The organism is Thalassobaculum sp. (assembly GCF_965223715.1).
Lineage (GTDB): Bacteria > Pseudomonadota > Alphaproteobacteria > Thalassobaculales > Thalassobaculaceae > Thalassobaculum.
This window is the reverse complement of the sequence record NZ_OZ245012.1, coordinates 929457-954975: the sequence shown is the minus strand read 5'-3', so window position 1 is coordinate 954975 and position 25519 is coordinate 929457. Positions and strand designations below refer to the sequence as shown.

Annotated in this window: 18 protein-coding genes; 9 read left to right on the top strand and 9 right to left on the bottom strand. The window is 68.9% G+C overall.

The features are described from left to right. Positions 1–150: 150 nt before the first annotated feature. The 4 genes from ACOQOP_RS04425 to ACOQOP_RS04410 form a co-directional block, all read right to left on the bottom strand. Positions 151–2097 (bottom strand): aconitase family protein, encoded by a 1947-nt coding sequence (locus ACOQOP_RS04425; RefSeq protein ID WP_420565111.1) that lies wholly within the window; start codon positions 2095–2097, stop codon positions 151–153. Positions 2098–2450: 353 nt separating this feature from the next. After that, the gene (locus ACOQOP_RS04420; protein WP_420565110.1) at positions 2451–3803 is read right to left on the bottom strand and encodes an FAD-binding protein; all 1353 of its coding nucleotides are present in this window, start codon (positions 3801–3803) and stop codon (positions 2451–2453) included. Between the two features lie 3 nt (positions 3804–3806). Next, positions 3807–5189 carry an MmgE/PrpD family protein gene (locus ACOQOP_RS04415; RefSeq protein WP_420565109.1) on the bottom strand — a complete coding sequence of 461 codons (1383 nt, stop codon included), beginning with the start codon at positions 5187–5189 and terminating at the stop codon, positions 3807–3809. A gap of 1 nt (position 5190) precedes the next feature. Next, on the bottom strand, positions 5191–5898 hold the full coding sequence (locus tag ACOQOP_RS04410; RefSeq protein WP_420565108.1) for an isochorismatase family protein: 708 nt from the start codon (positions 5896–5898) through the stop codon (positions 5191–5193). Between the two features lie 106 nt (positions 5899–6004). Here ACOQOP_RS04410 and ACOQOP_RS04405 point away from each other — a divergent pair, with 106 nt between their 5' ends. Continuing rightward, positions 6005–6898: a polysaccharide deacetylase family protein gene (locus ACOQOP_RS04405; RefSeq protein ID WP_420565107.1), complete on the top strand. Its 894-nt coding sequence runs from the start codon at positions 6005–6007 to the stop codon at positions 6896–6898. Positions 6899–7386: 488 nt separating this feature from the next. Here ACOQOP_RS04405 and ACOQOP_RS04400 read toward each other — a convergent pair whose 3' ends face one another. The 4 genes from ACOQOP_RS04400 to ACOQOP_RS04385 all read right to left on the bottom strand — a co-directional run bounded on the left by ACOQOP_RS04400 (position 7387) and on the right by ACOQOP_RS04385 (position 12830). After that, positions 7387–8718, bottom strand: coding sequence for an amidase (locus tag ACOQOP_RS04400; protein WP_420565106.1), 1332 nt, complete (start codon positions 8716–8718; stop codon positions 7387–7389). A gap of 91 nt (positions 8719–8809) precedes the next feature. Next, the gene (locus tag ACOQOP_RS04395; RefSeq protein WP_420565105.1) at positions 8810–11059 is read right to left on the bottom strand and encodes a DEAD/DEAH box helicase; all 2250 of its coding nucleotides are present in this window, start codon (positions 11057–11059) and stop codon (positions 8810–8812) included. Between the two features lie 156 nt (positions 11060–11215). Next, complete coding sequence (locus tag ACOQOP_RS04390) at positions 11216–12475, bottom strand: D-amino acid dehydrogenase (protein ID WP_420565104.1); 1260 nt, start codon at positions 12473–12475, stop codon at positions 11216–11218. A gap of 106 nt (positions 12476–12581) precedes the next feature. Next, positions 12582–12830 (bottom strand): DUF7218 family protein, encoded by a 249-nt coding sequence (locus ACOQOP_RS04385; protein WP_420565103.1) that lies wholly within the window; start codon positions 12828–12830, stop codon positions 12582–12584. A 184-nt stretch (positions 12831–13014) separates the two neighbouring features. On the opposite strand from ACOQOP_RS04385, the gene ACOQOP_RS04380 reads away from it, so the two are divergent. The 3 genes from ACOQOP_RS04380 to ACOQOP_RS04370 are packed head-to-tail and all read left to right on the top strand — an operon-like array spanning position 13015 to position 18040. Then, the gene (locus tag ACOQOP_RS04380; protein WP_420565102.1) at positions 13015–15888 is read left to right on the top strand and encodes a hypothetical protein; all 2874 of its coding nucleotides are present in this window, start codon (positions 13015–13017) and stop codon (positions 15886–15888) included. After that, the gene (locus tag ACOQOP_RS04375) at positions 15888–16877 is read left to right on the top strand and encodes a lysylphosphatidylglycerol synthase transmembrane domain-containing protein (RefSeq protein WP_420565101.1); all 990 of its coding nucleotides are present in this window, start codon (positions 15888–15890) and stop codon (positions 16875–16877) included. Before ACOQOP_RS04380 ends, ACOQOP_RS04375 begins: the two co-directional genes overlap by 1 nt. Then, on the top strand, positions 16874–18040 hold the full coding sequence (locus ACOQOP_RS04370) for a glycosyltransferase family 9 protein (protein ID WP_420565100.1): 1167 nt from the start codon (positions 16874–16876) through the stop codon (positions 18038–18040). Before ACOQOP_RS04375 ends, ACOQOP_RS04370 begins: the two co-directional genes overlap by 4 nt. A 2-nt stretch (positions 18041–18042) precedes the next feature. Here ACOQOP_RS04370 and ACOQOP_RS04365 read toward each other — a convergent pair whose 3' ends face one another. Next, the gene (locus ACOQOP_RS04365) at positions 18043–19068 is read right to left on the bottom strand and encodes an ABC transporter permease (protein WP_420565099.1); all 1026 of its coding nucleotides are present in this window, start codon (positions 19066–19068) and stop codon (positions 18043–18045) included. A 308-nt stretch (positions 19069–19376) separates the two neighbouring features. Between ACOQOP_RS04365 and ACOQOP_RS04360 the strand changes: the two genes are divergently transcribed. The 5 genes from ACOQOP_RS04360 to ACOQOP_RS04340 all read left to right on the top strand — a co-directional run bounded on the left by ACOQOP_RS04360 (position 19377) and on the right by ACOQOP_RS04340 (position 25496). Beyond that, a complete protein-coding gene (locus tag ACOQOP_RS04360; RefSeq protein WP_420565098.1) occupies positions 19377–20369 on the top strand; it encodes a sugar-binding protein in 993 nt (330 codons plus the stop codon). A gap of 91 nt (positions 20370–20460) precedes the next feature. Continuing rightward, a complete protein-coding gene (locus ACOQOP_RS04355) occupies positions 20461–21228 on the top strand; it encodes an SDR family NAD(P)-dependent oxidoreductase (protein ID WP_420565097.1) in 768 nt (255 codons plus the stop codon). Positions 21229–21325: 97 nt separating this feature from the next. Continuing rightward, positions 21326–22405, top strand: a complete 1080-nt coding sequence (locus tag ACOQOP_RS04350) for a substrate-binding domain-containing protein (protein WP_420565096.1) — start codon at positions 21326–21328, stop codon at positions 22403–22405. Between the two features lie 69 nt (positions 22406–22474). Beyond that, complete coding sequence (locus ACOQOP_RS04345) at positions 22475–24754, top strand: ABC transporter permease (RefSeq protein ID WP_420565095.1); 2280 nt, start codon at positions 22475–22477, stop codon at positions 24752–24754. Then, a complete protein-coding gene (locus ACOQOP_RS04340; RefSeq protein WP_420565094.1) occupies positions 24747–25496 on the top strand; it encodes an ATP-binding cassette domain-containing protein in 750 nt (249 codons plus the stop codon). Before ACOQOP_RS04345 ends, ACOQOP_RS04340 begins: the two co-directional genes overlap by 8 nt. Positions 25497–25519: the final 23 nt, after the last annotated feature.

The window sequence follows — 25519 nt, the reverse complement described above, 5'->3', positions numbered from 1 at the left end:
TTTTCGTTTCCCTCAGAACAATGATCACTCCCCGGATTTATTCCGGGGCCCACGCCAGGGGTGCCTTGGTCATCCGTCCGGTCACGCGGAAGAGTTGGCCCCGGAATAAATCCGGGGAGTGCGTGTGGATTGGGGAGGGAGGCGAGCCTCTTACCGCCCGCCCTTCAGCCCCTTGAAGGAAACGATCCGCCCCGCGATGGCGCTGGCGGCCACCGTCTTCGGGCTGGCGAGCCACACTTTCCCGGGCCCGGAGCGCCCCGGGAAGTTGCGGTTGATCGCGCTCACCGTCACCTGGTCACTCTCGAGCGACAGCCCCGGACCGCAGCCGGCACAGGCGCCGCAGGCCGGCTGCAGGATCTCCGCCCCGACCGCTTCGAACGCCTCCAGATAGCCCCGCTCGCGGCAATACTCCCGCACCGCCGTCGTCCCGAACTGCAGGTACAGCTTCACCCCGTCGGGCACCGTCCGCCCGTGGTCGGCGGCCCAGCGCAGCACCTCGTGATAGCCGTCGAAATCCTCGCGCTTGCCGGCGGTGCAGGAGCCGCCATAGGCGATGTCGACGAACACCGTCTCGGCGAGATCCGACAGCTTCACCCCGTTCCCCGGATCGCCGGGCGATGCCAGCATCGGGACCAGAGCGTCACAGTCGATCTCGATCTCATGGGCATAGGCCGCCCCCGGATCGCTCCTCATCCAGGGCTCGACGGCAAAATCGACCCCGCGCCGTTCCTTCAGGAAGCGGACGGTCTCCGCGTCCGGCTCGAAGATCCCGGTGAGCCCGCCCATCTCGGCGGTCATGTTGGTGAAGGTGGCCCGTTCGTCGGTGGAGAGCCGGGCGGCGGCCGGCCCGCCGAACTCGAAGACGCAGCCGATGCCGCCGCCGTCGCGCACGAACGGGTCGGCCAGCAGGTGGAGCACGATATCCTTGGCCATCACCCCGGCCGGGATATCGCCGCTCAGGATCACCCGCACGGTCTGCGGCACCTTGATCCGGGTCAGGCCGGTCATTAGCGCGTTCGACATTTCCGTGCTGCCGATCCCATAGGCGAGGCACCCGAGCGCGCCGCAATGGGGGGTGTGGGAATCCGTTCCCGCCGCGAGCTGGCCGGGCAGCACGTACTGCTCGGTCATCATGGCGTGGGAGATGCCTTCCGACCCCTCCTCCCCGTCCAGATAGCCGTGGTCGCGCAGCCCGTACTTGGCCACGAAAGCCCGGTGACCGGCCGACATCCGGCGGATGCCGGGCATGCGGTCCACCTTGGCGTTCACGTCGGGCCGATGGGCGTAGGAGTAGTGGTCCTCGAAGGACACCACCGTCGCCGGATCCTCGAATCTGAGGCCCTCGCCATAGGCCGCCTCCAGCATATGGCCGCACATGGCGGTGTAGATGTCGTGGAAATACCGCCAAGCCGGGCGCACGAAGCCGGCGGAACCGGGGGCGAGCGTCCAGGTCTCGCCACCGATCTCCACCGCGTGGCGGGCGATGATCTTCTCCGCCAGGGTTTTGGGACCGCCGTTCGCCAGGCGCTCGGGCGGCAGCGGGGCGGCGGTCGGCGCGATGGCGCGGCCGTAGCCGAGCAGCCCGCCGGCGCGCAGGATCGCCTGGGCCTGGGGATCGCGGCCCGCCAGCAGATCGTCCAATGGGATCGCCTCGCCGGCGCGGATGCGCTCGATCAGGCCAAAATCGGTGGAGGTGAACAGGCCGAGATTGTCGGCGTTCTGCCGGTACAGCCGTTCGAACCCCTCGGCGACGATCAACCGGATCCCGGCCCGCACCTCGGCCAGCGGGCTGTGCTCCCGCGACGAGCCCTTTCCGTAGCGGTTGCCGCCGACCAGGACCGAGAAGCCACCGTCGAGAATGGCGGCCTCGCCGATCGGCCGCTGCCCCTTCGTCTCGAAGCCGGTATGGGCGAAGCGGGCAATCTTTTCGTCGTAATGGACGAGGGTCGGGATCGGGGTGATCTCATCGGTGGAGATGTCGCTGCGCAGGGGGGCGGCCGCCTCGGCGGAGAGGTCCTCCCCGGCGAACTGGCTGGCCAGCTTGGCCGGGTCGTCGCAGAGGAACAGGATGCGGCCAGGAAACACGATCCGGGTCATGGCGCACGGCCTCAGGTGATTTCGAGGAGACGAAGGCTAGCGCTGGGGCGGGCTGCGAGAAACCCGGATGTCCGCAAAGCGGGTTCGCACGCCCGCCTCCCCCTCTCCACACTCCCCGGATTTATTCCGGGGTCCACGTCAGGGATATGATGGACGTCAGACCCGTCACGCGGAATGGTAGGCCCCGGACTAAATCCGGGGAGTGAGAGAAGGGCTGGTCGGCCGGGAGCACCCGACCCTCCCCTCAGCCGTCATCCTGACGCACGTCAGGATCTACGGTGCACCATCGCCTAGGGCTTGATCCTGACGTGCGTCAGGATGACGGGAGGGGGGGGCGGGGGTGAGCAAGGAAATCACCCCCGCAGATCCCGCGCCGCCCGCAGGCCCGCCAGACGGCCGAGCGCCAGCGCGGTGAGAAGCCCGTTGCCGGACGCATAGCCCCCCGCCCCGGTCCGGCCGCTGATCCCGGCCGCCGCCCCGCCGCCGGCGAAGAGGTTCTCCACCACGGACCCGTCCGGCCGCAGCACCCGGGCGTCGGCATCGACCATCAGCCCGCCCTGGGTGTGGAACAGGCCCGGCTTCACCCGCACGATCGCGAAGGGTGCGGCCAGCGGCGCCAGCTCGAACTTCCGGCGGCCGAACGCATCCGCCGCCGCGCCCCGCGCCGCCGCGTTGTAAGCCGTCACAGTGTCGGCCAGCGCCGCCCCGTCCACTTCCATATGGCCGGCCAGGCCCTCCGGCGTGTCGGCCCAGCGGACGCCGCCCATCTCGGCCAGTTCGGCGTATTCCTCCTCCTGGGCTGCGATCTCGTGGATGCGGCGGTCATAGACGGCATAGGCCATCTCGCCCTGCCCCATCACATTGGGCGCGAAGCCGGAATAGCCGGCATCCTCGTTGCCGAAGCGCTTTCCGTCGGCGGAGACCAGAATCCCGCCCTTCTCGATGGTGGTCCAGGACAGCAGGCTGCCCTGGGGATAGGCGACGGCGGCATAGCCCTGATAGGCGCCCATATTGCCCAGGGCCGCGCCGATCTCCTCGCCCCAGGACGCCGCCTCGCCGGTGCTGCCCAGCGCGCCGAAATACTCCGCCGGGGCGATCTCCGGACACCAGCGGGCCACCATCTCGCGGTTGCCGGCGAAGCCGTTGGTCGCCACCAGCACCTTGGACGCGCGGATCGGCTCGCCGGCCACGACGGCGCCCTGCACGGCCCCGTCCTCCACGATCAGCCGGTCCACAGGATTGCCGACCGCCAGCGGGATGCCGCGGTCGGCGACGAAGCCCAGCAGGTCGTCCACCAGGTCCTGACCCCGCCTGGAGCGCGGCGCATGCAGGCGCGGCACGCTGTGGCCCACATGCTTGTAGGCGGTCACCAACTCCATGCGGGCGCCGAGATCGTCGATCAGCCATTCCACCAGCGGCGCCGACTGCTCGGCCATGCGCCGGGTCAGGCCGTCGGCGTCGTGGTGCCCGGCGGTCGCCAGCAGGTCGGCGACGAGCCGGTCGGGGGCGTCCTCGATCCCGGCGTCGCGCTGGAACCGGCTGCCCGCCCCCGGCACCGAGCCGGTGCTGAGCGAGGAATTGCCGCCGGGACGGGCCAGCTTCTCCACGATGGCGACGGAGATGCCCGAATCATGGGCGGCGATGGCCCCGGCAAGCCCGCAGGCGCCGGCGCCGATGACCAGCAGGTCGGTATCCACGTCCGTCATGGGTCAGGCCGTCATCTCAGCAACAATGTCGGCCCAGGAGCGGTCGAGCGCGGCCGGGTCCAGGTCCAGCAGCCGCTCCAGCACCGCGCCCATGGCCGAGTACGGCGCATCGACGATGCCGCGGATCTTGGCGCGGACCTCCGCCGGGGCGAACGGCCGGTCGGGGCCGCCGCGGGCACTCAGGCATTCCTCGGTCACCCGCTGGCCGTCGGACAGCACCCAGGTCACCCGGGCCGGGCGGTCATTCGGCCAGGCCGGCTCGGGCTCATAGGCACCGATCGTGACCTTCTCGCGCATCGCCACGAGCTCCGGTGCTGTCAGGGTGGAGGCATGGAACGCCTCGGCCCCGGCATGACCGAACTGCGCCGTGGCCGCCAGGATGTGCTGCATGGAGAACTTCGCCGCGAGCGTCGTCGCCGGCTGGGCATTGTCCAGGTGCCGGCCCTTCCAGTGGGTGTCGATATGGATCTCTCGGATCTTCGAGGCGTCGGTCCTGGCATGCAGCGCCAGGCTCGCCTCCACCGCCGAATGGGCGTATTGGCAGCAGGCGTGCAGCTTGTGATAGCCGTCGGACAGCGCCCAGTCCGCGCCCAGCCCGTCGGTCAGCTCGTCGGGATGCGGCTCGCCGTTGAAGGCGCCGGCATAAACGTCGTGCAGGCTCTCCGGCCGGCCGGTGATGCCGCACAGGGTCCAGTCGACCGCCCGCAGCCCGCTCCACGCGCCGACACCCGGCCAGACGTTGCGCACCAGAGCGCCTTCCACCGTGTGGTTGAACGGCCCCGGCACCACCAGGGTGCAGGCAGTAGAAATCGATTTGGCCATTTCCTCGGCCGTAAGCCCGCGCAACGCGGCCACCGACGCGGCGGCACCGACGGCGGCGAGGCTGCCATGGGGATGCAGGGTCAGGGTGGCCCAGCCGAAGGCGCGGGCGACCCGTCCGGCGATCTCGTAGCCGACGGTCAGCGCCCTGAGCAGGTCGCGTGCACTCGCCCCGATCGCCTCCGCCTCGGCCAGCAGGGCCGGCACGCAGTACAGGCCGGCATGACAGATCACCCGGCGATAGCCCTCGTCCAGCTCGCACCAGTCGGCGGCAGAACCGTTGACCGTCGCGGCGGAGTAGCGGTCGAGCCGCGTGCCGCGTCCGTCGAACACGGTCGCCTCGGCGGCACCCGACGATTTCGTCATGCCCGCGGTCAGGCCGATCAGCTCCGGCTCCTCTCGCGCGGCGACGATGGCGGCGAGGTCGTCGGCCAGCACCGTGGCGGCGCGCACCCGGATGGGCTCGGGGATGTCCTCGAAACGCAGAGCCGCCGCCCAGCGGGTCAGGGCGTCGATGCCCTCGACGATGCGGCGGGCCGGCTCGGTCGGCTGGGGGGTGCCGTCCATCCTACTCTCCGGCGGCACGGGTGATGCCGCTCTCCAGGCCCTTCAGCAGGCCGATGGCGTCGGCTGTCGGCATGACGTCGGCGTATTTGGCATTCATGTCGAACAGGTTGACCGCATGGCTGGTCGGGCTGCGGTCATAAACGCATTCCTGCGGCACCACGCATTTGAAGTTATAGGCGAAGCCGTCCGTCACCGAGGAACGCACGCAGCCGCTGGTGGTGCAGCCGGTGACGAACAGGGTGTCGGCGCCGAGATCGATCAGATGGCTGACCAGCGGCGTGCCGAAGAAGGCGCTCGGGTGCTTCTTGGGCAGCAGCACGTCACCCTTCACCGGCGCGATCTCCTTCACGAACTCGTAGCCCTTGGCGTCCACGGTCATGATCGCCGGGACCTTCTCGGCCAGACGGCCGGCATCGGTGTCCACGTTCTTCGGCGCCACATGGGGGTAGAGCACCGGCAGGCCCAGGCGGCGGAACTCGGCCAGCAGCGGGACGATGTTGTCCACCGCCTCCCACCCGACATCGCCGCAGGCGGTCGGGTATTCCTTGATGGCCTCCCAGTAGGGCCGGCGTTCGGTGCCGATGGTGCGGTACTGAACGTCGATGATCAGCAGGGCGGGCCGCTTGCCGATGCCGCTCGACCGTCCGAATCCGGCCGCGTCGTAGCGCTTCTGCTCATCTTCGGTGATTGTCTGCGACCACGGGTTCATCGCACTCTCCCCATCCTGCTTATCGGCCTGCTAAAGTGTCGACAGTTGACGATCCGGGGGCCGTCCTTGTCAACATTCCCCCTCACCCTAACGCCGGTTATACGCCATGAAACTCGCTGTTCACGATCGCTACGACTACATCCCCCTGGACGACCGCCCGGTCTATGACTGGCCCGGCGGCAAGCGTCTGGCGGTGTGCTTCTGCAACAATATCGAGGTGTTCTCCTTCCTGGAGGGCCTGGGCACGGACAGCACGGTGATCGGCGCGCCGCAGACCACGCGCAACTTCGCCTGGCGCGACTACGGCAACCGGGTCGGCCAGTGGTACATGTTCGACCTGTTCGAGGAGTTCGGCGTCCCGGCCTCGCACAACCTGAACTCGCTGCTGATGGAGCACTGCCCGCAGATCGGCGAGAAGATCAAGGCGCGCGGCGACGAGGTGGTCGGCCACGGCCGCACCAATGCCGAGCGCCAGGACGTGCTGGACGAGGCCGGCGAGGCGGCGCTGATCAAGGAGACGACGGATACGCTGACCGAGTTCTTCGGGACCTCTCCCAAGGGCTGGCTCGGTCCGTATCTGGCGCAGACGCCGGTGACCCTCGATCTGCTGGACGAGGCCGGCTACGACTACGTGATGGACTGGCCGGCCGACGACCAGCCGTTCTGGATGCGCACCCGCAAGGGCCGGATCCTGTCGGTCCCCTACTCCATCGAGTTGAACGACAGCCCCGCCATGGTGTTCCGCCAGCATTCCGGCGAGGAATTCGAGCGGATGATGATCGACCAGTTCGACGAGATGCTGCTGCAGTCGAGGAAGCGGCCGCTGGTGTACACCGCCGTGCTGCACCCGTTCGTGGTGGGCCAGCCGTTCCGCCTGCGGGCGCTGCGGCGGGCGATGGAGCATATCCTGAAGCACCGCGACGACATCTGGGTGACGACCCCGGGCGAGATCGCCAAGCACTGCGCCGGATTGCCGGAGGGGACGATCCCGGGGTCGTGACGAGGGAAGGGTTTCTCGCTGACTTACCCAACTTCTCCTCACTCCCCGGATTTATTCCGGGGCCAACCCTTCGGCCTCTAGGACCGCCAGAGCGCGATAGTCTGGCGGTGGACTGCGCGTCACCGTAGACCCCGGAATAATCCGGGGAGTGAAAATGTGAAGAATTGGGCGTGATGGGGCGGCCGGTCGGACGCCGGCTTTCCGTCTTCATTTCGATCTACGGTGCACCGGCGCCGGGGGCTTGATCCTGACGTGCGTCAGGATGACGGCGGGGAGGAAACGGGCACATGCCCTACCCCCTCAAACACTCCCCGGATTTATTCCGGGGCCCACCCTTGAGCCTCTAGGACCGCCAGAGCGCGATAGTCTGGCGGCGGACGGCGCGTCACCGCAGCCCCGGAATAAATCCGGGGAGTGAAAGAGGTTGGAGAGTGAGGCGGGGGAAACGCCGTCCCCTCACCCGATCGACCTTTCCCCATCGAAAAAGGTTACCCCGCCGGCACCCGGACCTTCCCGCACCACGGATCGACCACCGGGGCCGCCGCCGCCGCCACGTCGAGCAGGGCGTCGTCGCCGTGGCGGAAGCCGACGAATTGGACACCGATGGGCAGACCGGTCGGTCCGTCGCCGGCCGGCACGCCGACCACCGGCAGGTGCAGCAGCGTCCACAGCGAGTTGAAGACCGAGTTGCCGGTGCTCTCCAGCCCGGCATCAGCCTCGCCGGTCGCGCCGAAGGTCAGCACTGCGTCGAACCCGCGATAATGCCCCTCATAGGCCACGCGCAGATGGGCGGCATAGTCCTGGGCCGCCTTCAACGTCATCGGGGTGATCCCGGTGCGGTATTCCGCAATCCCGCGCAGGGTGTCGTGCAGCGCGTCGCCCCGGGTGAGCAGGGACGGCAGGAAGGCCGCCCGCCCCTCGCCACGCATGATCGTGTCCTTGGCGTCGTCGATCTCGGCGAAGGAGGCCGGCAGCTCAAGCCGGTCCACCGTCGCCCCGGCGGATTTCAGCGCCTCGGTCGCCCGGGTCAGCACGTCCAGCGCGCCGTCTCGGGCCTTGTCGGCATAGGGGGTGTGGCAGAGCGCGATGCGCAGGGAGGAGACGTCGCGCGCCGTGCCGGTCTCTTCGGCGATACCGCTCGCCGCCGCCACCAGGCGCAGGTCCTCCACCGAACGGGCGTACCAGCCGATGGTGTCCAGGCTGGCGGCGAAGAGTTTCGCCCCTTCCCGGCTGACGACGCCCCAGGTCGGCTTCATGGCGTAGGTGCCGCAATAGGAGGCCGGGCGCATCACCGACCCGCCCGTCTGGGTGCCGAAACTGATCGGCACATGCAGGTCGCCGACCGCCGCCCCGGAGCCGCTGGAGGACCCGCCGGCGGTATGGGTCAGCCGGTGCGGGTTCACCGTCTTCGGCAGACGGCCCAGAGCGGCGAACTCTACCGTGTCAAGCTTGCCGAGCGGGATCGCACCGGCCGCCCGCATCAGCGCCACGCAGCCGGCATCGTCCACCGGCACCCGGCCCTCATGCAGCGGCGAGTTGTGGGTGCCGGGCATACCGGCGACGTCGATCACGTCCTTGATGCCGATGGGAATGCCATGCAGCGGGCCGCGCACCTTCCCGGCCGCGCGCTCCGCATCCAGCCGCTTCGCCTCCGCCATCGCGCCGGCGCGGTCGACATGCAGCCAGGCACGCACGGCAGGCTCGCGGGCTTCGATGCGGGCGAGCAGGCCGGTGAGCAGGTCGACGGCGGTGAGAGTGCCTTGCGCCATGGCGGCGGCGGCCTCACCGGCCGTCAGGCGGTAGGGGTCGGTTACGGTCACGTCGGGAGCCTCGTCTTCGCAGATGAGGCCCGATCATGGAGCGGGCGGCGGGGCACAGGCAAGACGCCGCGTGCCGCCGCGCCCGACCACCCTAGTCGCCGCGCGGCGGCTTCGGGGAGCCAGGGCCCTTGCGATGCGGCTTCTTGCCGGCACCCTTGTTGAGGCGAGTGTCGGCCGGATGCGGCTTGCCGAATTTCTTGCCGCCCGGCTTGCCCCCACCCGGCTTGGCGCCGAACTTCTTGCCGCCTTCCTTGAAGCCGTCTTTGACGTCGCCGTCCTTGCCCTTCCAGGGCTTCTTCGGGGCGGGTGCGCGTCCCTCGGCCGTGGCGATCGGGGAGGCATCAACAGCACCACCGAAGTCGCGGGCCGGACTGGCCTGGTCGCGGCGGCGCTTCAGCGGGCGCTCGGCCGGGTTCACGGTCTCGCGCTTGAAGCTCGGCTGCTCCCGGCGGCGCTTCTCTCCGAACGAGCGGTCGGATTTGGGGGTCTCGGCAGGTGCCGCCGGAGCCGGTTCCGGCGCGGGAACTGGCGCCGCCATAGTCTCAGGCTTGGGCGCCACGGCCCGCAGGGTGCCCTGGGGCTTCGGCTTGCGCGGCGCCCGCTCGGGGCGGTCGGCCCGGTCGGAACGGTCCGGCCATTTCTTGCGCGGAGCCGGCGCCGGTTCGGCCGGCATGCCGTCGATCCTGTCGACGGTGATGCTCTTCTCGATCTTGCGGCTCGGTCCGACCGCCTCCAGGAAGGCGTCGACCGCCTCCGGATGCAGTTCCACATGAGTCTCGTTCTCGTGGATGCGGATGGCGCCCACGTTGTCCTTGGTCAGATTGCCGGCCCGGCACAGCATCGGCAGCAACCAGCGCGGCTCGGCACTGTGATGGCGGCCGACCGACAGGCGGACCCAGGTGCCGCTCTCGAAATCGCCCGGACGCTTGCCGCCGCGCTCTCCGCGATCCCGTTCCGGACGGTCGGCGCGTTCGCGACGCGGGCCACGGTCGCCGCGGTCCGGCCGCTCGTGACGCTCGCCGGCGGCGGGGCCGTCCAGCAGTTCCTCCGGCGCGGTCAGGGCGGCCATGTGCTTGCGCAGGAAGGCGACGGCCACTGCCTGGGCGTCGTATTTCGCCAGCAGCTCGGCGGCGAAGGCCTGCTCCTCCTCGGTGGTCTCCTGGGAGAGGTCGGCATCCTCCAGGATCCGCTGGCGGTCGAGCGCCAGAACCTCGTCGGCGGAGGGCGGCTTGCCCCAGGTCGCCTTGATGTTGGCGTTGTTCAGCAGCCGCTCGGTATGGCGGCGGCGCGGATAGGGCACGATCAGCGCGGAGATGCCCTTGCGCCCGGCCCGGCCGGTGCGGCCGCTGCGGTGCAGCAGCGATTCCGGGTTCTTCGGCAGATCGGCGTGGATCACCAGTTCCAGGTTCGGCAGGTCGATGCCGCGCGCCGCCACGTCGGTGGCGATGCAGACCGAGGCCCGGCCGTCGCGCAGGGCCTGCAGCGCGTGGGTGCGCGCGCCCTGGTTCAGCTCGCCCGACAGCGCCACCACCGACAGGCCACGGTTGGTGAAGCGGCTGGTCAGGTGGTTCACCGTGGCGCGGGTGCCGCAGAACACGATGGCCGATTTCGGATTGGCATGGCGCAGCACGTTGATGATCGCGTTCTCGCGGTCGGTCGGCGCGCAGGTCAGGGCCCGGTACTCGATGTCGCCGTGCTGGCGGCTCTCGCTCGCCGTGGTCAGGCGCACCGCGTCGCGCTGATAGCGCTTGGCCATGGAGGCGATGGTCGGCGGCACGGTGGCCGAGAACATCAGGGTGCGGCGGCTCTCTGGGGCGGACTGTAGGATGAACTCCAGATCCTCGCGGAAGCCGAGATCCAGCATCTCGTCGGCCTCGTCCAGGACCACGACCTTCATGGCCGACATGTCGAGCGAACCGCGCTCGATATGGTCGCGCAGGCGGCCCGGCGTGCCGACGACGATATGGGCGCCGCGCTGAAGGTTCATGCGCTCGGTGCGCATGTCCATGCCGCCGACGCAGGACGCGACCGACGCGCCCGCCATCTCGTAGAGCCAGCCCAACTCGCGCTTCACCTGCAGGGCGAGCTCGCGGGTCGGCGCCACGGCGAGCGCGATGGGAAGATCAGGGCGCTCCAGGCGCTCCGCCCCCTCCAGCAGGGTCGGCGCCATGGCGATGCCGAAGGCTACGGTCTTGCCGGAGCCGGTCTGGGCGGAGACCAGCGCATCGCGACCGTCCATCTCCTCGCCGAGCACGGCCTGCTGCACGGGGGTCAGCGTCTCGTATCCGCGCTTCGCCAAAGCCTGGGCAAGCGCAGGAACAACGCCGTCGATTTCCGTCATGTCATGTCTTTCGGGTGCCTGCGATCGGCCGGTCGGGAAAGGGATCTTTTCCAGGCGGGATCGGCAGTCCTGCGCTCCGGGCGCAGCGGTCGTGTCAAAGCGGCGCGCACCATATGCCGCAGCGCGGCAAATGTACAGCTTTGCGTCCGGAACCCCTTATTGCCCGTAGCGCGCAGCCGTCAGACCGTCCAGCGAGATCTCCGGCTCGCGGCCGAGGACCACGTCGGCGACGGTGCGGCCGGAGCCGCAGGCCATGGTCCACCCCAACGTTCCGTGTCCGGTATTAAGAAACAGGTTATCGTAGCGCGACGGGCCGAGCACCGGCGTGCCGTCCGGCGTCATCGGCCGCAGACCCGTCCAGCCTTCCGCCTTGGACAGATCACCGCCCTCGGGGAACAGGTCGTTGATCACATAGCGCACCGTGTCGGTCGCGTGCGGGCCGAGGCGGTTCGAGTAGCCGGCGATCTCCGCCGTCCCGGCCACCCGGATCCGGTCGCCGAGCCGCGTGATCGCGACCTTGTGGGTCTCGTCCATGATCGTGGATTGCGGTGCCTGTGCGTCGGATGTCACCGGCAGGGTCACCGAGTAGCCCTTGACCGGATAGACCGGCAGCTTGACGCCGATCGGGTTCAGGACCCGGGGCCCGTAGCTGCCGAGCGCACAGACATACCGGTCGCCGGTGATCCGGCCGGCGACCTCCGTGTCGACCCCGGCGACCCGACCGTTCTCAATGGCGATGCCGCGGATCGACTGGCCGTACTGGAACTCCACCCCCATCTCGGCGCATTTCTCGGCCAGGGCCACGGTGAACATGCGGCAGTCGCCGGTCCGGTCGGCAGTCAGGCGAAGCCCGCCCACGAACTTGCTGCGCACCCCGGCAAGCGCCGGTTCGACGGCGATGCAGCCCTCCGGATCCAGCACCTCGAAGGGCGAGTCGAATTCCGCCAGGATCTCCTGGTCGGCCAGCGAGCCCTTGAGCTGCTTTTCCGTGCGGAAGAGCTGCAGCGTTCCCTGCGACCGCCCGTCGTAGTCGATCCCGGTCTCCGCGATCAGGTCCGGCAGCGCATCGCGCGAATAGTTCGAGATGCGCACCATCCGGCTCTTGTTGATGCGGTAGCGGTCCTCGTTGCAGTTCTGCAGCATCTGCAGACCCCACATCCACATGGTGGGGCTGATCAGCGGCCAGATGAACAGCGGCCGGCGCTTCATGAACAGCCACTTGAGCGCCTTCATGGGAATGCCGGGCGCCGCCCAGGGCGAGGTCATGCCGTAGGACAGCTCACCAGCATTGGCGTAGCTGGTCTCCAGGCCGGGTCCGATCTGCCGGTCGAGGACGGTGACCTCCGCACCGCCCTTGGCCAGGTAGTAGGCCGTGGTGACGCCGATGACGCCCGCCCCCATGACAACGACTTTCACCGCAAGCCCCCCTCGACCGCACCGCCAAGGGTCGAGGGTATCCGGGGAGAAGTTTTGTCGGCAAGCAGCTCCTCGGAAGCGGCTCCATCCTGGCGTCTGAGTCCGGTCAGTGGTTCCTCAGCGCCTTCACGAGCTGCGGCTTGCTCATGTCGGACCGGCCCTCGACACCAATCTCCTGGGCCCGGTCGTACAGCTCATCCTTGGTCCATTCCTCATAGGGCTCCGATTTGCCGCCCTTCTTCGACGCGCCCTTGGCATTGGCGATCCGCGCCGCCTTCTCCTTGCTCGCACCATCCTCCCGCAGGGCCTGGTAGGTCTCGTCGTCCTTCACGCTCGGCCCGTGGTTCTTGGCCATGTCCGTTTCTCCATCGGCTGTCGCCCCTTGCCGGAAGCAACGCCGGAGACGATCGGGGGTTGCGGGCTGTCGATTTCGCAGGAGGCGGCGTTTCCGGAGCCCGCCGGGAAATCAGTATCCCCTGGAAATGTCAGGACCCTGTACGGTATCAAGCGCCGCCCGGGACCGACGAAGACCCTGCACGATGCCTGATGCCAATGCCGGAACGCCTTCGGTCAGTGCCCTTTCCGGGTCGCTGATCGCTGGGCTGGTTCTGGGCGGGGCCGCGGCCCTGGCAGCGGTCGCAGGCTCCGGTCCGGTCGCCCCTGCCCCTCACCCGAGCTTCGTTGCCGGAGAGATGAGCATGCTCGGCGGCGGCAAGGCGCTGGAGAGCCGGTTCCTGTGGGTCCTGCTCCTGGTCGCAGGGGGCGGCTTCGCCGGGCTGGAGATCCTGCGAAAGCACGCGCAGCCGGAGCTGCACCGGGTGCTGTGGCTGGCCCTGATGCCGGCCGTCTACTGGCTCGCCACCCGCGTCATCGCACCACCGGCACCGGTTGCCGAGGTTCTGGCCGATACGTTCTGGCTGTTCATCTCCGCCGGACTGGTCCTGCTGGCCGGACTGCAGGCGGTGATCGGCCGGCACCATCCCGAGCACTGGGCGCAGGATGCCGGCTGGGGGCTGCTGCTGCCGGTAGTGGGGACCGTATCCGGCATAGCGGTCCTCACCGGGCTCGGGCGCCTCGATCTCGGCGTCTTCGCGGTTCTGTCGGGGGTGAGCGTCGGGCATCTCGCCTGGTTCCCCGCCATTCTGACCGCCTGCAGCCTTGTCGGGTTCACCCTGCCGCCGAACGCCCGGTCCGCCTGGCTCGCCCGACTGAGCCTCGTCGCCCAGGTCCCGCTGGCTGCCGGGTTCCTGTGCCTGCTGCTGCCGCCGGCCGAGGTGGATGGCACGCTTCTGCGCCAGGGCGGGTTGACCGGACCGGGGCTGCCGATCCTGCTGGTCCTGGTCTCGGCCGGTGCCGCGGTCTGCATTCTGCGCAGCTCCCGCGGCGACAGCCGCCCGAGCCTGTCGCCCTGGGCCGTGGCCGGGGCGGCGATCGCCCTCAAGCTGGGAGACGGTGGCGCCATCGCCTACGGCATGGACAACCCGCTGGACCTCTATCACCACGGCGAATGGCTGATGCCGTGGGACCAGTTCTGGCGCCACGGGGTCGTTCCCTATGTCGATACCAGCCCGTCCCACGGCCTGATCAATCTGCTGGTGGGCGGCGTGGCGGCGGCGGTCGGCGACGGCACCATGGTCGGGCTGGCCCAAGGCCAGGCGCTGGTGCGCGGGACCACCCTCACGGTCGCCGCCCTGGTGCTGGGTCGGCTGATGGGTGGGCCGGCCGCCCTGCTGGTCCTGGTCCTGCTGCCGTTCAGCGGCCGCACGCCGATCCTGCTGCTGGTCGCCGCCAGCTTCGCCTGGTTCATCTCCCGAACCCGCACGCGCCACCCGGTTGCCTGGCTCTGCGCCGCGCTGGCGGTCTGCGTTGCCCTCGTCGGCCTCGCGCCCGGGCAGGGCGCCATCGCCTCTGTCGCCCTGCTGCCGGTCATCGCCTTGATGCTGTGGCGCGCCTGGCAGGCCCAGCGCCGCGCCCTGACGATCGCGGTGGGTGCGGTGCTGCTCCTCCTCGCCCTGGTCATCGTGCTCGGCTTGGCCGGATACGGACCGGGGCCGGTCCTCTGGGCGCAGATCCGCTTCATCCTGGAGAACCGCGCCCTTTACGAGGCGGTGCACGGCCTGCCCTGGACCGAATCCTTCACCCATGACATGCCGCTCGGGCCGGTCGCCTGGGAGGTGCTGCGCGCGCTGTGGATCCCGGTCGCGGTCGGTCTGATCGGTACGTGGATTCTGGCCGCCACACGGCGGGAGCTCTGCGGGACCTGGCTCTTCATGGCCATTGCGGTGCTGATCTACCTGCTCGGCACGATCGGCCACACGCTCGGCCGCATCGACCTGGGCGGCCCGTCGCGCACCGGGGCGCAGACCGTCTTCGCCCTGGCGATCCTGCTGCCGATGGTCGTGGCGATGCTGTCGCCCCGGCACCTGCTGGTCGCCTTGTGGCTGGCCTTGGTGCCGATCGGGCTGCTGAGCCCGGCCTTCCGCGCAGTAATCGACCCCGCTGCCCTGGCCCGGCTGCACCAGTCCCGTGACCGCGAGAGTGATAGCCGCCGCTGGATCGACGGCGCGGCGGAGGGCATTCCGGCGCTCGGTACCGGGCTCATGTCGCCCAGCCTCATCGTGCTGGTGAAACCGGTGCACGATCTGGTCGACAGCGTGCTGACGGCAGACGAAACCTATCTCGACCTGACCGAGCGCAACTCAAACTACTTCTACCTGCGACGCCGGGTGCCGGTGGAGAGCGGGGCTGTCGCGACCATGGCGACCCAGGGCATGCAGACCCGCTCCATCGCCCGGCTGCGCGCCGATCCGGTGCCGCTGGTGCTGGTGGATGCCGGCTACACCACCAGCCAACCCTTCCCGCCGCCGCTGCGCACGCCGCTGCTCTACCGCCACCTGCTGGCCGAGCTGAACGCAGGCCGCTACGCCGTGTGGACGGACGGCAGGCTCACCGCCCTGATCGAACCCGGCCGCGCGCCTTCCCCGGTCCTGTCCCGGGAGGAGGGCATCGCCCAGCTCGACTCGATCTGGGCGCGGCCGAACCTGCAGCACCTGCCGATGGCCTGGGGGGCCTCGGCCGACACCATCGCCGAGGACCTCCGCCCCCTGCCCGCCACGGTGACCCATGACGGTCGCGTGGTCGAGGTCGCGCTGGGGCAACCGGGGGCAATCGACTTCCTTGGGCTGACGCTGACCTGTATGGGTGAGACGGGGGACGCCACCCTCTCCTGGGAGGCCGGCGCAGAAACCCCGTCCTTCACCTTCAGCCCGAGCACCGGTTTGGCCCTTCTGCCCCTCGATATCTGGCCGTCCCAGGCCCTGGCCCCGGTAAAGCCGTCGACCCAGTTCACCCTGGCCCTGCCGGACGGATGTGCGATGACGGCCGGCGCCGTTTGGGCGCGGTCGCTTCCGTGATGGCCGGCTATCTGAAGACCGGGCTGAAGGTCTGCGTCACCCTCGGCCTGCTCGCCTGGGTGTTCTCCCTTGTCGACCGCGAGGCGGTGCTGGCCCAGCTCGCCCGGATCGATCCGGTCTTCGGCATCGCGGCCGTGCTCGCCCAATGCGCCCAGTTCCCGGTCGGCGCCTGGCGCTGGCGGATGATCCTGGCCGCGGACGGCGTGGCCCTGCCGTTCCGTGACGCCTTCTCCTTCCTGATGATCGGCCTGCTGTTCAATCAGGTGCTGCCGTCGACCATCGGTGGCGACGGGGTGCGGGTTTGGCTGGCGGCGCGCACCGGCATCGGCTGGAGCCGAGCCTTTGGCGCCGTCGCCGTCGACCGGGCGGCCGCGATCTTCATGATCCTGGTGCTGTCGGTGCCGCTGCTGCCGGTGCTGACCCCGATCATCGACAACGCCGTCGCCCGCACGAGCCTGACCGTGGTCGTGCTGCTGGGTGCCGCCGCCGTCGCGGTGGTCCTCCCGGTCGCCCCTGTCCTCATGGGCAAGCTGGTCGCCCGCATGCCCGAGCGCCGGATCCTGCGCCCGCTGATGGCCGCGGCCGGGCAGAGCGCGATCCTGTGGCGGCGGGGATCGACCACGGCGGTGCTGTCGGCCTGCAGCATCCTGATCCTGACCAGCCATGTGGCCACGGTCTGGCTGATCGCCCTGTCCATGGGCGTGACCCTGGACCCGCTGACGCTGTTCGCGCTGATCCTGCCGGTCATGCTGCTGCTGGCGGTGCCGATCTCCATCGCTGGCTGGGGCCTGCGCGAGGGGCTGATGGTCACCGCTTTGGGGTTCCTCGACGTCGAGCCGAGTGCCGCCGTCGCCATCTCCCTGCTCTGGGGTGGGGTGACCCTGTTCGGCGGATTGCTGGGCGGCATCGCCCTGCTGGCCGACCGCACGGACCCGGCCATCCTGTTTCGGGGAGCGGCGGCCGCCCCGGAGGAGGAGCGGCCGCAATGAGGAGCCTGCGCGCCAAGCAGTGGATCGACGACAAGCTCGGCAGCCTGCTGATCGCGATCCTGAAGCCGATGGCGCTGGCGCTCGGCTTCCTGCTGCGCCGCGACCACGGGCTGAGCGTCCAGGGCGACATCGTGGTGATCAAGCTGCTGGGCGGCGGTAGCCTGGTTCTGGCCCTGCCCGCCCTGCTGTCGCTCCGCCGGGCCCATCCGTCGCAGCGGCTCAGCCTGGTCTGCACTCGGGGGACCAAGGCCTTCGCCGAGACGCTCGGTGTCTTCGACGATTATATCGTGGTCGACGATTCAGGCGCGCGGGCATTGCTCGTGTCCGGGCTGCGGGCCCTGGCGCGCTGCTGGCGGGTCGATACCGTCATCGACCTGGAGGTGCACAGCCGGCTCAGCACCGTGTTCGGCTGCCTGACCTGCGCGCGCAACCGGATCGGCTTCTACCTGGACACCGCCTTCTGGCGTCGGGGGGTGGCGACGCACCTGTTCTTCTACAACCGCGCCAGTGCCAGCCATGTGCATTACGAGCAGATCGCCCGCGCCCTCGGCGGCACCATCGCGCCAATGGACGACGTCCGGGCCGCCTACCGCGCGGCCAACGGCCTGCCCGCCACGCGCAGTCCGCAGCGCCCGGCCGTCCGGATCGGCCTCGGGTGCTTCTGCTCGGATCTGAGCGTGGAGCGGATGCTCACCGCTGACGAATGGGCCCGGATCCTCGCTGACCGGCTGGGCGACGCCCGCATTACCGTTCACCTGTTTGGCGGCAAGCAGGACCGGCCGGCGGCCGAGCGTTTCATCGCCCTGCTGTCCCAGGCGCTGCCGACGGCCGAATTCGTCAACGAGTGCGGCGCCCATGACCTGACCGGCAGCCTGCGCCTGCTGGACCGGATGGACCGGTTCTATTCGATCGACAGCGGGCTGCTGCACATCGCCCGGCTGATCGGGGTGGAGACCGTGTCCTTCTGGGGGCCGACCGATCCACAGACCCTGCTTCTCCCCCTGCCGGCGGGCAGCACCGACGAGGTGCAGTACAGCCGCCTCGCCTGCTCGCCCTGCGTTCACCTGACCGAAGTACCCCCGTGCCGGGGCAACAACATCTGCATGCACGCCCATCTCGACCCCAGCCTGGCCGACGAGCCGCCGATCTGGGTGATCCGTTAGCGCTAGTCCGTCTTGCGTACCGTGCGCAGCCGGTCGATGGCGACGGCGACGATGATGAAAGTGCCGACGAAACTGCCCTGCCAGAAGGTGCTGATGCCGAGCAGGATCAGGCTGTTGCGGATCACCTCGATCAGTGCGGCACCGATCACTGCCCCAAAGGCCGTGCCCGACCCGCCGGCGAGGTTGGCGCCGCCGATCACCGCCGCTGCGATCACCGTCAGCTCCATCCCCTGGCCCAGGTTGGTGGTCACCCCGCCGAGCCAGCCGACCTCCAGCACACCGGTCAGCCCGGCGCAGAAGGCGGAGACCAGATAGACCGAAAGCTTCACCCGGCGCACCGGCACGCCGGTCATGGTCGCCGCCTCCTCGTTGCCGCCGACGGCGAAGAGATGGCGTCCCCAGCGGGTCCAACGGAAGGCGACGCCGATCAGCCCTGCCAGCAGCAACAGGATCAGAACCGGGTTGGCGATGCCGAAGGTCGATCCACCACCGAGCGCCAGCAGCAGGTCCTGGTCCGGGCCGAACTGATAGATCATCTTGTTGTTGGACAGGACCATGGCGAGGCTGCGGGCGAGCGCCAGGGTACCGAGCGTCACCACGAAGGGCGGCATGCCCACGTAAGCGATAAGCACCCCGTTCAGCAGTCCGATGCACAGGGCGGCACCGATCGCCAGGGGAAAGGCGACGATCAGCGGCTGCCCCGCCTCCATGGCCCCGCCAACAACGATCCCCGCCAGCACCAGGGTGGAGCCGACCGACAGGTCGATGCCGCCCGACGCGATCACCGCCGTCATCCCCAGCGCCACGATCCCGACAAAGGCGAAGTTGCGGGTGACGTTGAACAGGTTGCGCTCGGTGGCGAAGGTGTCGGTGGCGAGCGACAGGGTCACGCAGGCGATCACCGCCGCCAGGAAGATCCAGAAGGTCTGCTGCCCGGCCATCCAGCGCAGCCAATTGGCGTGCTGCCGGCGCCCGATCGCCGCCTTCAGGGTGTCGCCCGCGCCCGAGGCGAGGCTGTCACCGGCCACGGCGGCCACCGCCTGTGCCGGCGCGAATATCAACCGGAACCTGAAGAAAGCCGACGCGCGGGGACGCGCGGCCAAGATGTCCGAGGGACATTCCTTCCTCCCTGAAGGGGCCGAACTGAGCGTCGGCATCCAATTTTTTCTTCAAAATATCAACTTATTTAGACCAAAGCAACCAACATCACTGTACCTTAGGTAGCAATCTTGCTTGACTCACGGTTCGTGGAGGCAAATAATTTTTCATATTAACTAATTAATCCGCGGAACCGCCAAACCCGGTGGATCGAACCGACGGACGGGAGGATACGATCATGAAGCGGATTGCAGGCCTTGGCGCCGCGGCCCTCTTGCTCGCTCTGGTGGCGGGCCCGGCCGACGCGGCGGAGAAGAAGACCCTGGCGATCGTCGTGAAGGGTCTCGACAACCCCTTCTTCGAGCAGATCAATCTCGGCTGCCAGAAATGGCAGAAGGAGAACCCGGACAGCGAATACACCTGTCTCTACACCGGCCCCGCCTCCAGTGCGGACGAGGCCGGCGAGGTGCAGATCGTCGACGACCTGCTGACCCGCGGCGTGGCGGCCATCGCCATCTCGCCGTCCAACGCCCCGGCCATGGGCAACCTGATCAAGCGGCGCGCACCGGACATCCCGGTCATGACCATCGACGCCGACTTCATCGAGGCCGACCGCGGCCTGCGGGTGACCTATCTCGGCACCGACAATTACCTGATGGGCGTGAAGATGGCCGAGCACGCGGCCCGGCTGAAGCCGTCCGGCGGCACGGTCTGCCTGCAGCTCGGCAATGTCGCGGCCGACAACATCAACGCCCGGGCCGCAGGCTTCCGCGACACCATCGCCGGGGCCAAGGGCACCGACCGGCTGACCGGCCAGGGCGGCTGGACCGAGATCGACGGCTGCCCGGTCTTCACCAACGACCAGGTCGACCTCGCCAACCAGCAGATGGCCGACACGTTCACCGCCAATCCGGACCTCGACGCCTTCATCCTGATCGGCGGTTGGGCCCAGTTCGCCCCCCAGGCCTATGCCCAGGTCACCGACCAGGTGATGGACAAGCTGAAGAGCAAGGAACTGATCATCGTTGCCGGCGACACCCTGCCGCCGCAGATGGACGCGCTCAAGGCCGGGCGCAGCCACGTCCAGGTTGGCCAGCGGCCGTTCGAGATGGGTTACCGGGCACCCACGGTCATGATCGAGCTGATCGAGGGCAAGTCGGTGGAGGACCCGCTCTTCACCGGTCTCGACGAATGCACGCCCGAGACCGCCGACAGCTGCCTCGCCCAGTAGCCGGCCCTCCGCCGACCACCTGACATCGACCCGACCCCGGCGCCTTCGGCGCGCCGGGATCGGCTTCTCACGACAGAAGGGAATGACCGCGATGACCGAGCAAGTGGCGACGTATCCGAGCCTGGCGCACCGCAGCGTGCTGGTCACCGGCGGCGGGTCCGGGATCGGGGCCGAGATCGTGCGGCAGTTTGCCCGCCAGGGCTCCCAGGTCGCCTTCCTTGACATCGATGCGGATGCCTCCGAGGCCCTGGCCGAGGAGCTCACCGCCGCCGGGGGCGCCGTGACGTTCTACCGGTGCGACGTGACCGACACGCACCGGCTGCGCGAAACCATCGCGGCGGCCGCGGCCGTCCAGGGCCCGATCACGATCCTGATCAACAACGCCGCCAACGACCAGCGCCACCCCATGGACGAGGTGACGCCGGAATACTGGGACGACCGGATGGCGGTGAACCTGAAGCATCAGTTCTTCGCCGCCCAGGCTGTGGCCCCCGGCATGCGGGCGGCCGGCGGCGGCGCCATCGTCAACCTGGGCTCGATCTCCTGGATGGTCGGCCAGGGGGGGATGCCCGGCTACACCGCATCCAAGTCGGGCGTGCTCGGCCTCACCCGCTCGCTCGCCCGCGATCTTGGGCCCGACGGCACCCGGGTGGTCTGCCTGGTGCCCGGCTGGATCATGACCCAGCGCCAGCTCGACAACTGGCTGACGCCGGAGGCCGAAGCCGACCTGATGAAGGCGCAATGCCTGAAACAGAAGCTCTACCCGATCGACATCGCCCGACCGGTCCTGTTCCTCGCCTCCGACGAGGCCCGGGGCTGCACCGGTCAGCATTACATCGTCGATGCCGGCTGGCACTGACCTCGGCGGGTCGACGGACACGGCGGTCACAACGGCGGGACCGTCCGGCCAAGGAGACAAACGCCGATAGAAAATTGAGAGAGTGGAGGACACGCCCATGTCAGCGCTACGCACACTGCTTCTCGCATCCGCCCTGAGTCTCGCCGCCACCGGGGCGATGGCCCAGTCGGGCAGCATCGACCGGGCCGTCGGCGGCTACAGCTTCGAGGAGGCCGCCAAGGAGGCCCCGGGGACCAAGGACTTCCACTCCAACGACGGGGTCCTGACCTTCGCCATCGTCACCCATACCGCTGGCAACGGCTTCTTCGATCCGGTCTATGTGGGCGCGCTGACGGCGGCCAACATGATCGGCGCCAAGGTGCTGCTGCTGGGTTCGGAGTCGCCGACCGACGACCCGGCCCGCGAGATCGAAATCCTGAACCAGATCATCCAGGACCCGACCCTGGACGGGCTGATCATGACCACGCCCCAGGTCGGCGCCTATGACGACATCGTGAAGGCGGCCATGGACAAGGGCCTGCCGGTCGCGACCACCAACTCCTATGACGGCTCGATCCTGAACCGCAACGCGATCAGCCATACCGGCCAGGACGCCGGAGCCGCCGCCATCGCGGGCGAAGCGCTGGTGCAGTGCCTGCAGGAGCGCGGCATCGAGAGCGGCACCATCCTGCTGCCGAACGACACCGCCATGGGGAATATCGAGGTGAACCGGCGGGTCACCGCCGCCTATGAGGCGATCGTCGCCGGACTGGCCAAGGCCGGAACGCTCGACAACTTCAAGGTCGATGCCGGGCCGGAAAGCGTCGGCGTGTCGGCCGACATGAACGACCCGTTGAACAGCGTCATCTCGCTGATCGAGAGCCGCGGCGACGTGGTCGGCGCCTTCGCCGGCAACAACGTGTTCACCCCGGCCCTGGCCAAGGCGGTCGCCCAGACCGGCAACAGCGGGAAGATGTGCGCCTATGGCTTCGACCTCGGCCCGGCCCAGCAGGAGGCGCTGCGCTCCGGCGACCTGACCGGCGCGCTGGGACAGCAGCCGTTCCTGCAGGGCTTCTGGCCGGTCATGCAGCTCTACCTGCAGATCGACCGGGGCATCTCCGCCGCCAATCTCGACACCCGCGCCCAGCTCGTCACCAAGGACAGCGTCGGCAGCGTCGGCAAGCGGTTCGAGAACTAGTCTGAGCCTTTCCGGCGGGAGGGGCAAACCTCCTCCCGCCGCCCGAGCCCCCTGGGAACCGGACCCTCCATGACAGACACACGAGCGACACCGGGGGCGCGACCGGCTTGGCGACGACCCGGCGAGCTGGTCGGCGCCTGGGAGGCCGGACTGCTGGCGATGATGGCCGTGCTGTTCATCACCGGTGCTGCGCTCAATCCGGCGTTCTTCGGCACCACCGACGCCCTGCACGCCCTGTTCCGCGACAGCGCCCGGGTGGCCGTGATGACCGTCGGCATGACCTTTGTCATCGCCAACAAGGACCTGGACCTCTCGGTCGGCTCCACCCTGGGCCTGGTTGCCGTCGTCTTCTCCATCGTCTTCGACCCGAACCGGATGGACATGGGCGTGGTCCCCGCCATCGCGGTCTGCGTCGTGCTCGGCACGCTGATCGGGGTGATCAACGGGGTGCTGGTGACCTATCTGCGGGTGCCGGCCTTCATCGCCACGCTGACCATGCTGTTCATCGGTCGCGGGTTGGTGCTGGGCCTGACCAGCGGGCGGTCGGTGCTCTATCCGATCAAGGCGCGGGAGTACGAGGCGTTCTTCCAGCTCGGCGAGACCAACGGCTGGGGTTTCAACAACCAGATCGCCGTCGCCCTGATCTGCGTCGCCCTCGGCGCCGTGGTGCTGGGCAAGACCCGGTGGGGCTATGAGACCCTGGCCACCGGCGGCAACGAGCAGGCCGCCAAATACGCCGGCATCCCGACCAATCTGGTCCGCATCCGCGCCTACGTCCTCTCCTCCCTCTGCGCTACTTTGGCGGCGCTGATGACCGTCGCCCAGGACAAGGGCGTGACGTCCCAGGCCGGGCTGCTGACCGAGCTGATGGTGATCGCCGCGGTGATCGTCGGCGGCGCCTCGATCCTCGGCGGCCGCGGCCGGGTGATCGGCAGCTTCCTCGGCGCGCTGCTGATCGTGCTGATCAACAAGGTGCTGCGCGAGGGCGTGCCGATCACGAGGATCCTGGAGATCGGCGGCCAGAAGATCGAGGTCAATGCCGTCTCCACCCTGCCGGCCGGGGCGGTGCCCGCCTTCATCGGCGCGCTGCTGATCGTCGCGGTGCTGATCGAGCCCTATGTGATCCGTCGACGGCTGCTCGCGCGACTCTGGGCAAGGCTGCGCAACCGGCCGCCGCCGCCGATCCCGGATTTGGGCGGGATCGCCCTGGTCGGCGCCCAGACACGGGCGTCCGGCGGCGGCGAGCTCAGCCTGTCGACCAATCCGATTGTCCGCTTCCTGGCCCGGCGCGATGCCCTGGCCATCCTCCTGACCGTGGCCCTGTGGATGGTCGGCCTGGCCCTGCGGCCCGACTACTGGTGGCACCTGTCCAACAGCTTCGCGATCCTACTGAACTATACCGAACTGGCCCTGCTCACGGTCGGGTTGACCTACGTGATCGCCTGCGGCGACATCGACCTGTCGGTCGGCGCCGTTCTGGCGCTGGCGGGCAGCGCGGCGGCCTATGGGTTGAAGGTGCTGGGGTTGGATCCGGTCTCGGCCATGGCGCTGGGGCTGCTCGCCGGCTTCCTCGCCGCCTCGGTTAACGCAATGGTGACGGTCGGCTTCGGTCTGCCCTCCTTCATCGCCACGCTGGGCATGTTCTACATCGCCCGCGGCGTCGCCGCCTGGATCGTGTCGGGCCAGCAGCTCACCGGCTGGTCGGAAGGCTTCAACCTGATCGGCCGCAAGGTCGGCGACATCCTGGACTATGCCGGCCTCGCCCCGCCCGGCGGGCTTCTGGGATCGGTTGCCGACGTGGTCAGCGTTCAGACCCTCTGGCTGCTCATCGTCGCCGGGATCGCCGGCCTCGTGCTGGCCCGCACCCCGCTCGGCCAGGCGGTCTACGCCACCGGCGGCAACCGGCGGGCGGCCGACTATGCAGGCATCGACACCAACCGGGTGCGGATCATGGCCCTGCTGCTCTGCGGCTTCTGCGCCGCTATGGCCGGCGTGATCAACGTCGCCTATTTCCGCAGCTTCAACCCGGTCGCCGGCCAGTTCCGCGAGTTGGATGCCATCGCCGCGGTGATCATCGGCGGGGGGTCGATCTTCGGCGGTTACGGCACGCTGATCGGCTCGCTCGCCGGGGCCGCCGTCATCACCCTGGTGCGGGCGATCCTGCAGCTCAACATCGTCACGGCGTCGGGCGAGTCCATCGTGCTGCCGCAGCACTGGGTCAACGTGATCATCGGGCTGATCCTGATCGTCTCGGTGCTGACCGACATCTGGCTGCGCCAGTCCCGCCCGCTCGCCCGGCTCACCGCTTTGCTCGTCGGCCGCCGCATCAGGAGGCAATCCAATGCCTGACACGTCCCCCGCCCCGTTCATCGAGATGCGCGGGATCTGCAAGAGCTTCGGTGCGATCCAGGCGCTGAGCGACGTGAACTTCTCCATCGGCCATGGCGAGATCCTGGGCCTGGTCGGCGACAACTCGGCCGGCAAGTCGACCCTGATGAAGATCCTGACGGGCGCCTATCACCGCGATACCGGCACTGTCACCGTCGACGGTGAACACACCGATTTCCGCAGCCCGCACGAGAGCCGGGACCGGGGGATCGAGATGATCTACCAGGACTTCGCGCTGTGCGGGAACATGGACGTGGGCCAGAACATCTTCCTCGGCCGCTGGCCGCGCAAAGGGCTCTTCGTCGACCGAAAGAAGATGTACGCCGATGCCGCCGACGTGCTGCGCCGGCTCAAGGTCGACGTGAACTCGGTCTATCAGAAGGTGGAGAGCCTCTCCGGCGGCCGCCAGCAGTCGGTCGCCATCGCCCGGGCCATCTCGTTCCAGCCGCGGCTGATCATCCTGGACGAGCCGACCGCCAACCTGTCCGTCATGGCGACCAACCAGCTTCTGGAGACCATGATGGAGCTGAAGCGGCTGGGGGTCGCCCAGGTCATCATCTCCCACCGGCTGACCGACATCTTCGAGGTCGGCGACCGGGTGATGGTGCTGAAACGCGGGCAGAATGTGGGCGAGCGGCGCATCGCGGAGACCAGCGAGCAGGAGGTTCTGGAGATCATCGTCTCGGGAACGCCGGCCGGCTGAACGTCTTTCCGGCGAACCGGCGG

Excerpts from the sequence above, each read along its gene's own strand:
- ACOQOP_RS04425 (WP_420565111.1), bottom strand. The coding sequence starts at position 2,097 with ATGACCCGGATCGTGTTTCCTGGCCGCATCCTGTTCCTCTGCGACGAC.
- ACOQOP_RS04420 (WP_420565110.1), bottom strand. The coding sequence starts at position 3,803 with ATGACGGACGTGGATACCGACCTGCTGGTCATCGGCGCCGGCGCCTGC.
- ACOQOP_RS04415 (WP_420565109.1), bottom strand. The coding sequence starts at position 5,189 with ATGGACGGCACCCCCCAGCCGACCGAGCCGGCCCGCCGCATCGTCGAG.
- ACOQOP_RS04410 (WP_420565108.1), bottom strand. The coding sequence starts at position 5,898 with ATGAACCCGTGGTCGCAGACAATCACCGAAGATGAGCAGAAGCGCTAC.
- ACOQOP_RS04405 (WP_420565107.1), top strand. The coding sequence starts at position 6,005 with ATGAAACTCGCTGTTCACGATCGCTACGACTACATCCCCCTGGACGAC.
- ACOQOP_RS04395 (WP_420565105.1), bottom strand. The coding sequence starts at position 11,059 with ATGACGGAAATCGACGGCGTTGTTCCTGCGCTTGCCCAGGCTTTGGCG.
- ACOQOP_RS04385 (WP_420565103.1), bottom strand. The coding sequence starts at position 12,830 with ATGGCCAAGAACCACGGGCCGAGCGTGAAGGACGACGAGACCTACCAG.
- ACOQOP_RS04380 (WP_420565102.1), top strand. The coding sequence starts at position 13,015 with ATGCCTGATGCCAATGCCGGAACGCCTTCGGTCAGTGCCCTTTCCGGG.
- ACOQOP_RS04375 (WP_420565101.1), top strand. The coding sequence starts at position 15,888 with ATGGCCGGCTATCTGAAGACCGGGCTGAAGGTCTGCGTCACCCTCGGC.
- ACOQOP_RS04370 (WP_420565100.1), top strand. The coding sequence starts at position 16,874 with ATGAGGAGCCTGCGCGCCAAGCAGTGGATCGACGACAAGCTCGGCAGC.
- ACOQOP_RS04360 (WP_420565098.1), top strand. The coding sequence starts at position 19,377 with ATGAAGCGGATTGCAGGCCTTGGCGCCGCGGCCCTCTTGCTCGCTCTG.
- ACOQOP_RS04355 (WP_420565097.1), top strand. The coding sequence starts at position 20,461 with ATGACCGAGCAAGTGGCGACGTATCCGAGCCTGGCGCACCGCAGCGTG.
- ACOQOP_RS04350 (WP_420565096.1), top strand. The coding sequence starts at position 21,326 with ATGTCAGCGCTACGCACACTGCTTCTCGCATCCGCCCTGAGTCTCGCC.
- ACOQOP_RS04345 (WP_420565095.1), top strand. The coding sequence starts at position 22,475 with ATGACAGACACACGAGCGACACCGGGGGCGCGACCGGCTTGGCGACGA.
- ACOQOP_RS04340 (WP_420565094.1), top strand. The coding sequence starts at position 24,747 with ATGCCTGACACGTCCCCCGCCCCGTTCATCGAGATGCGCGGGATCTGC.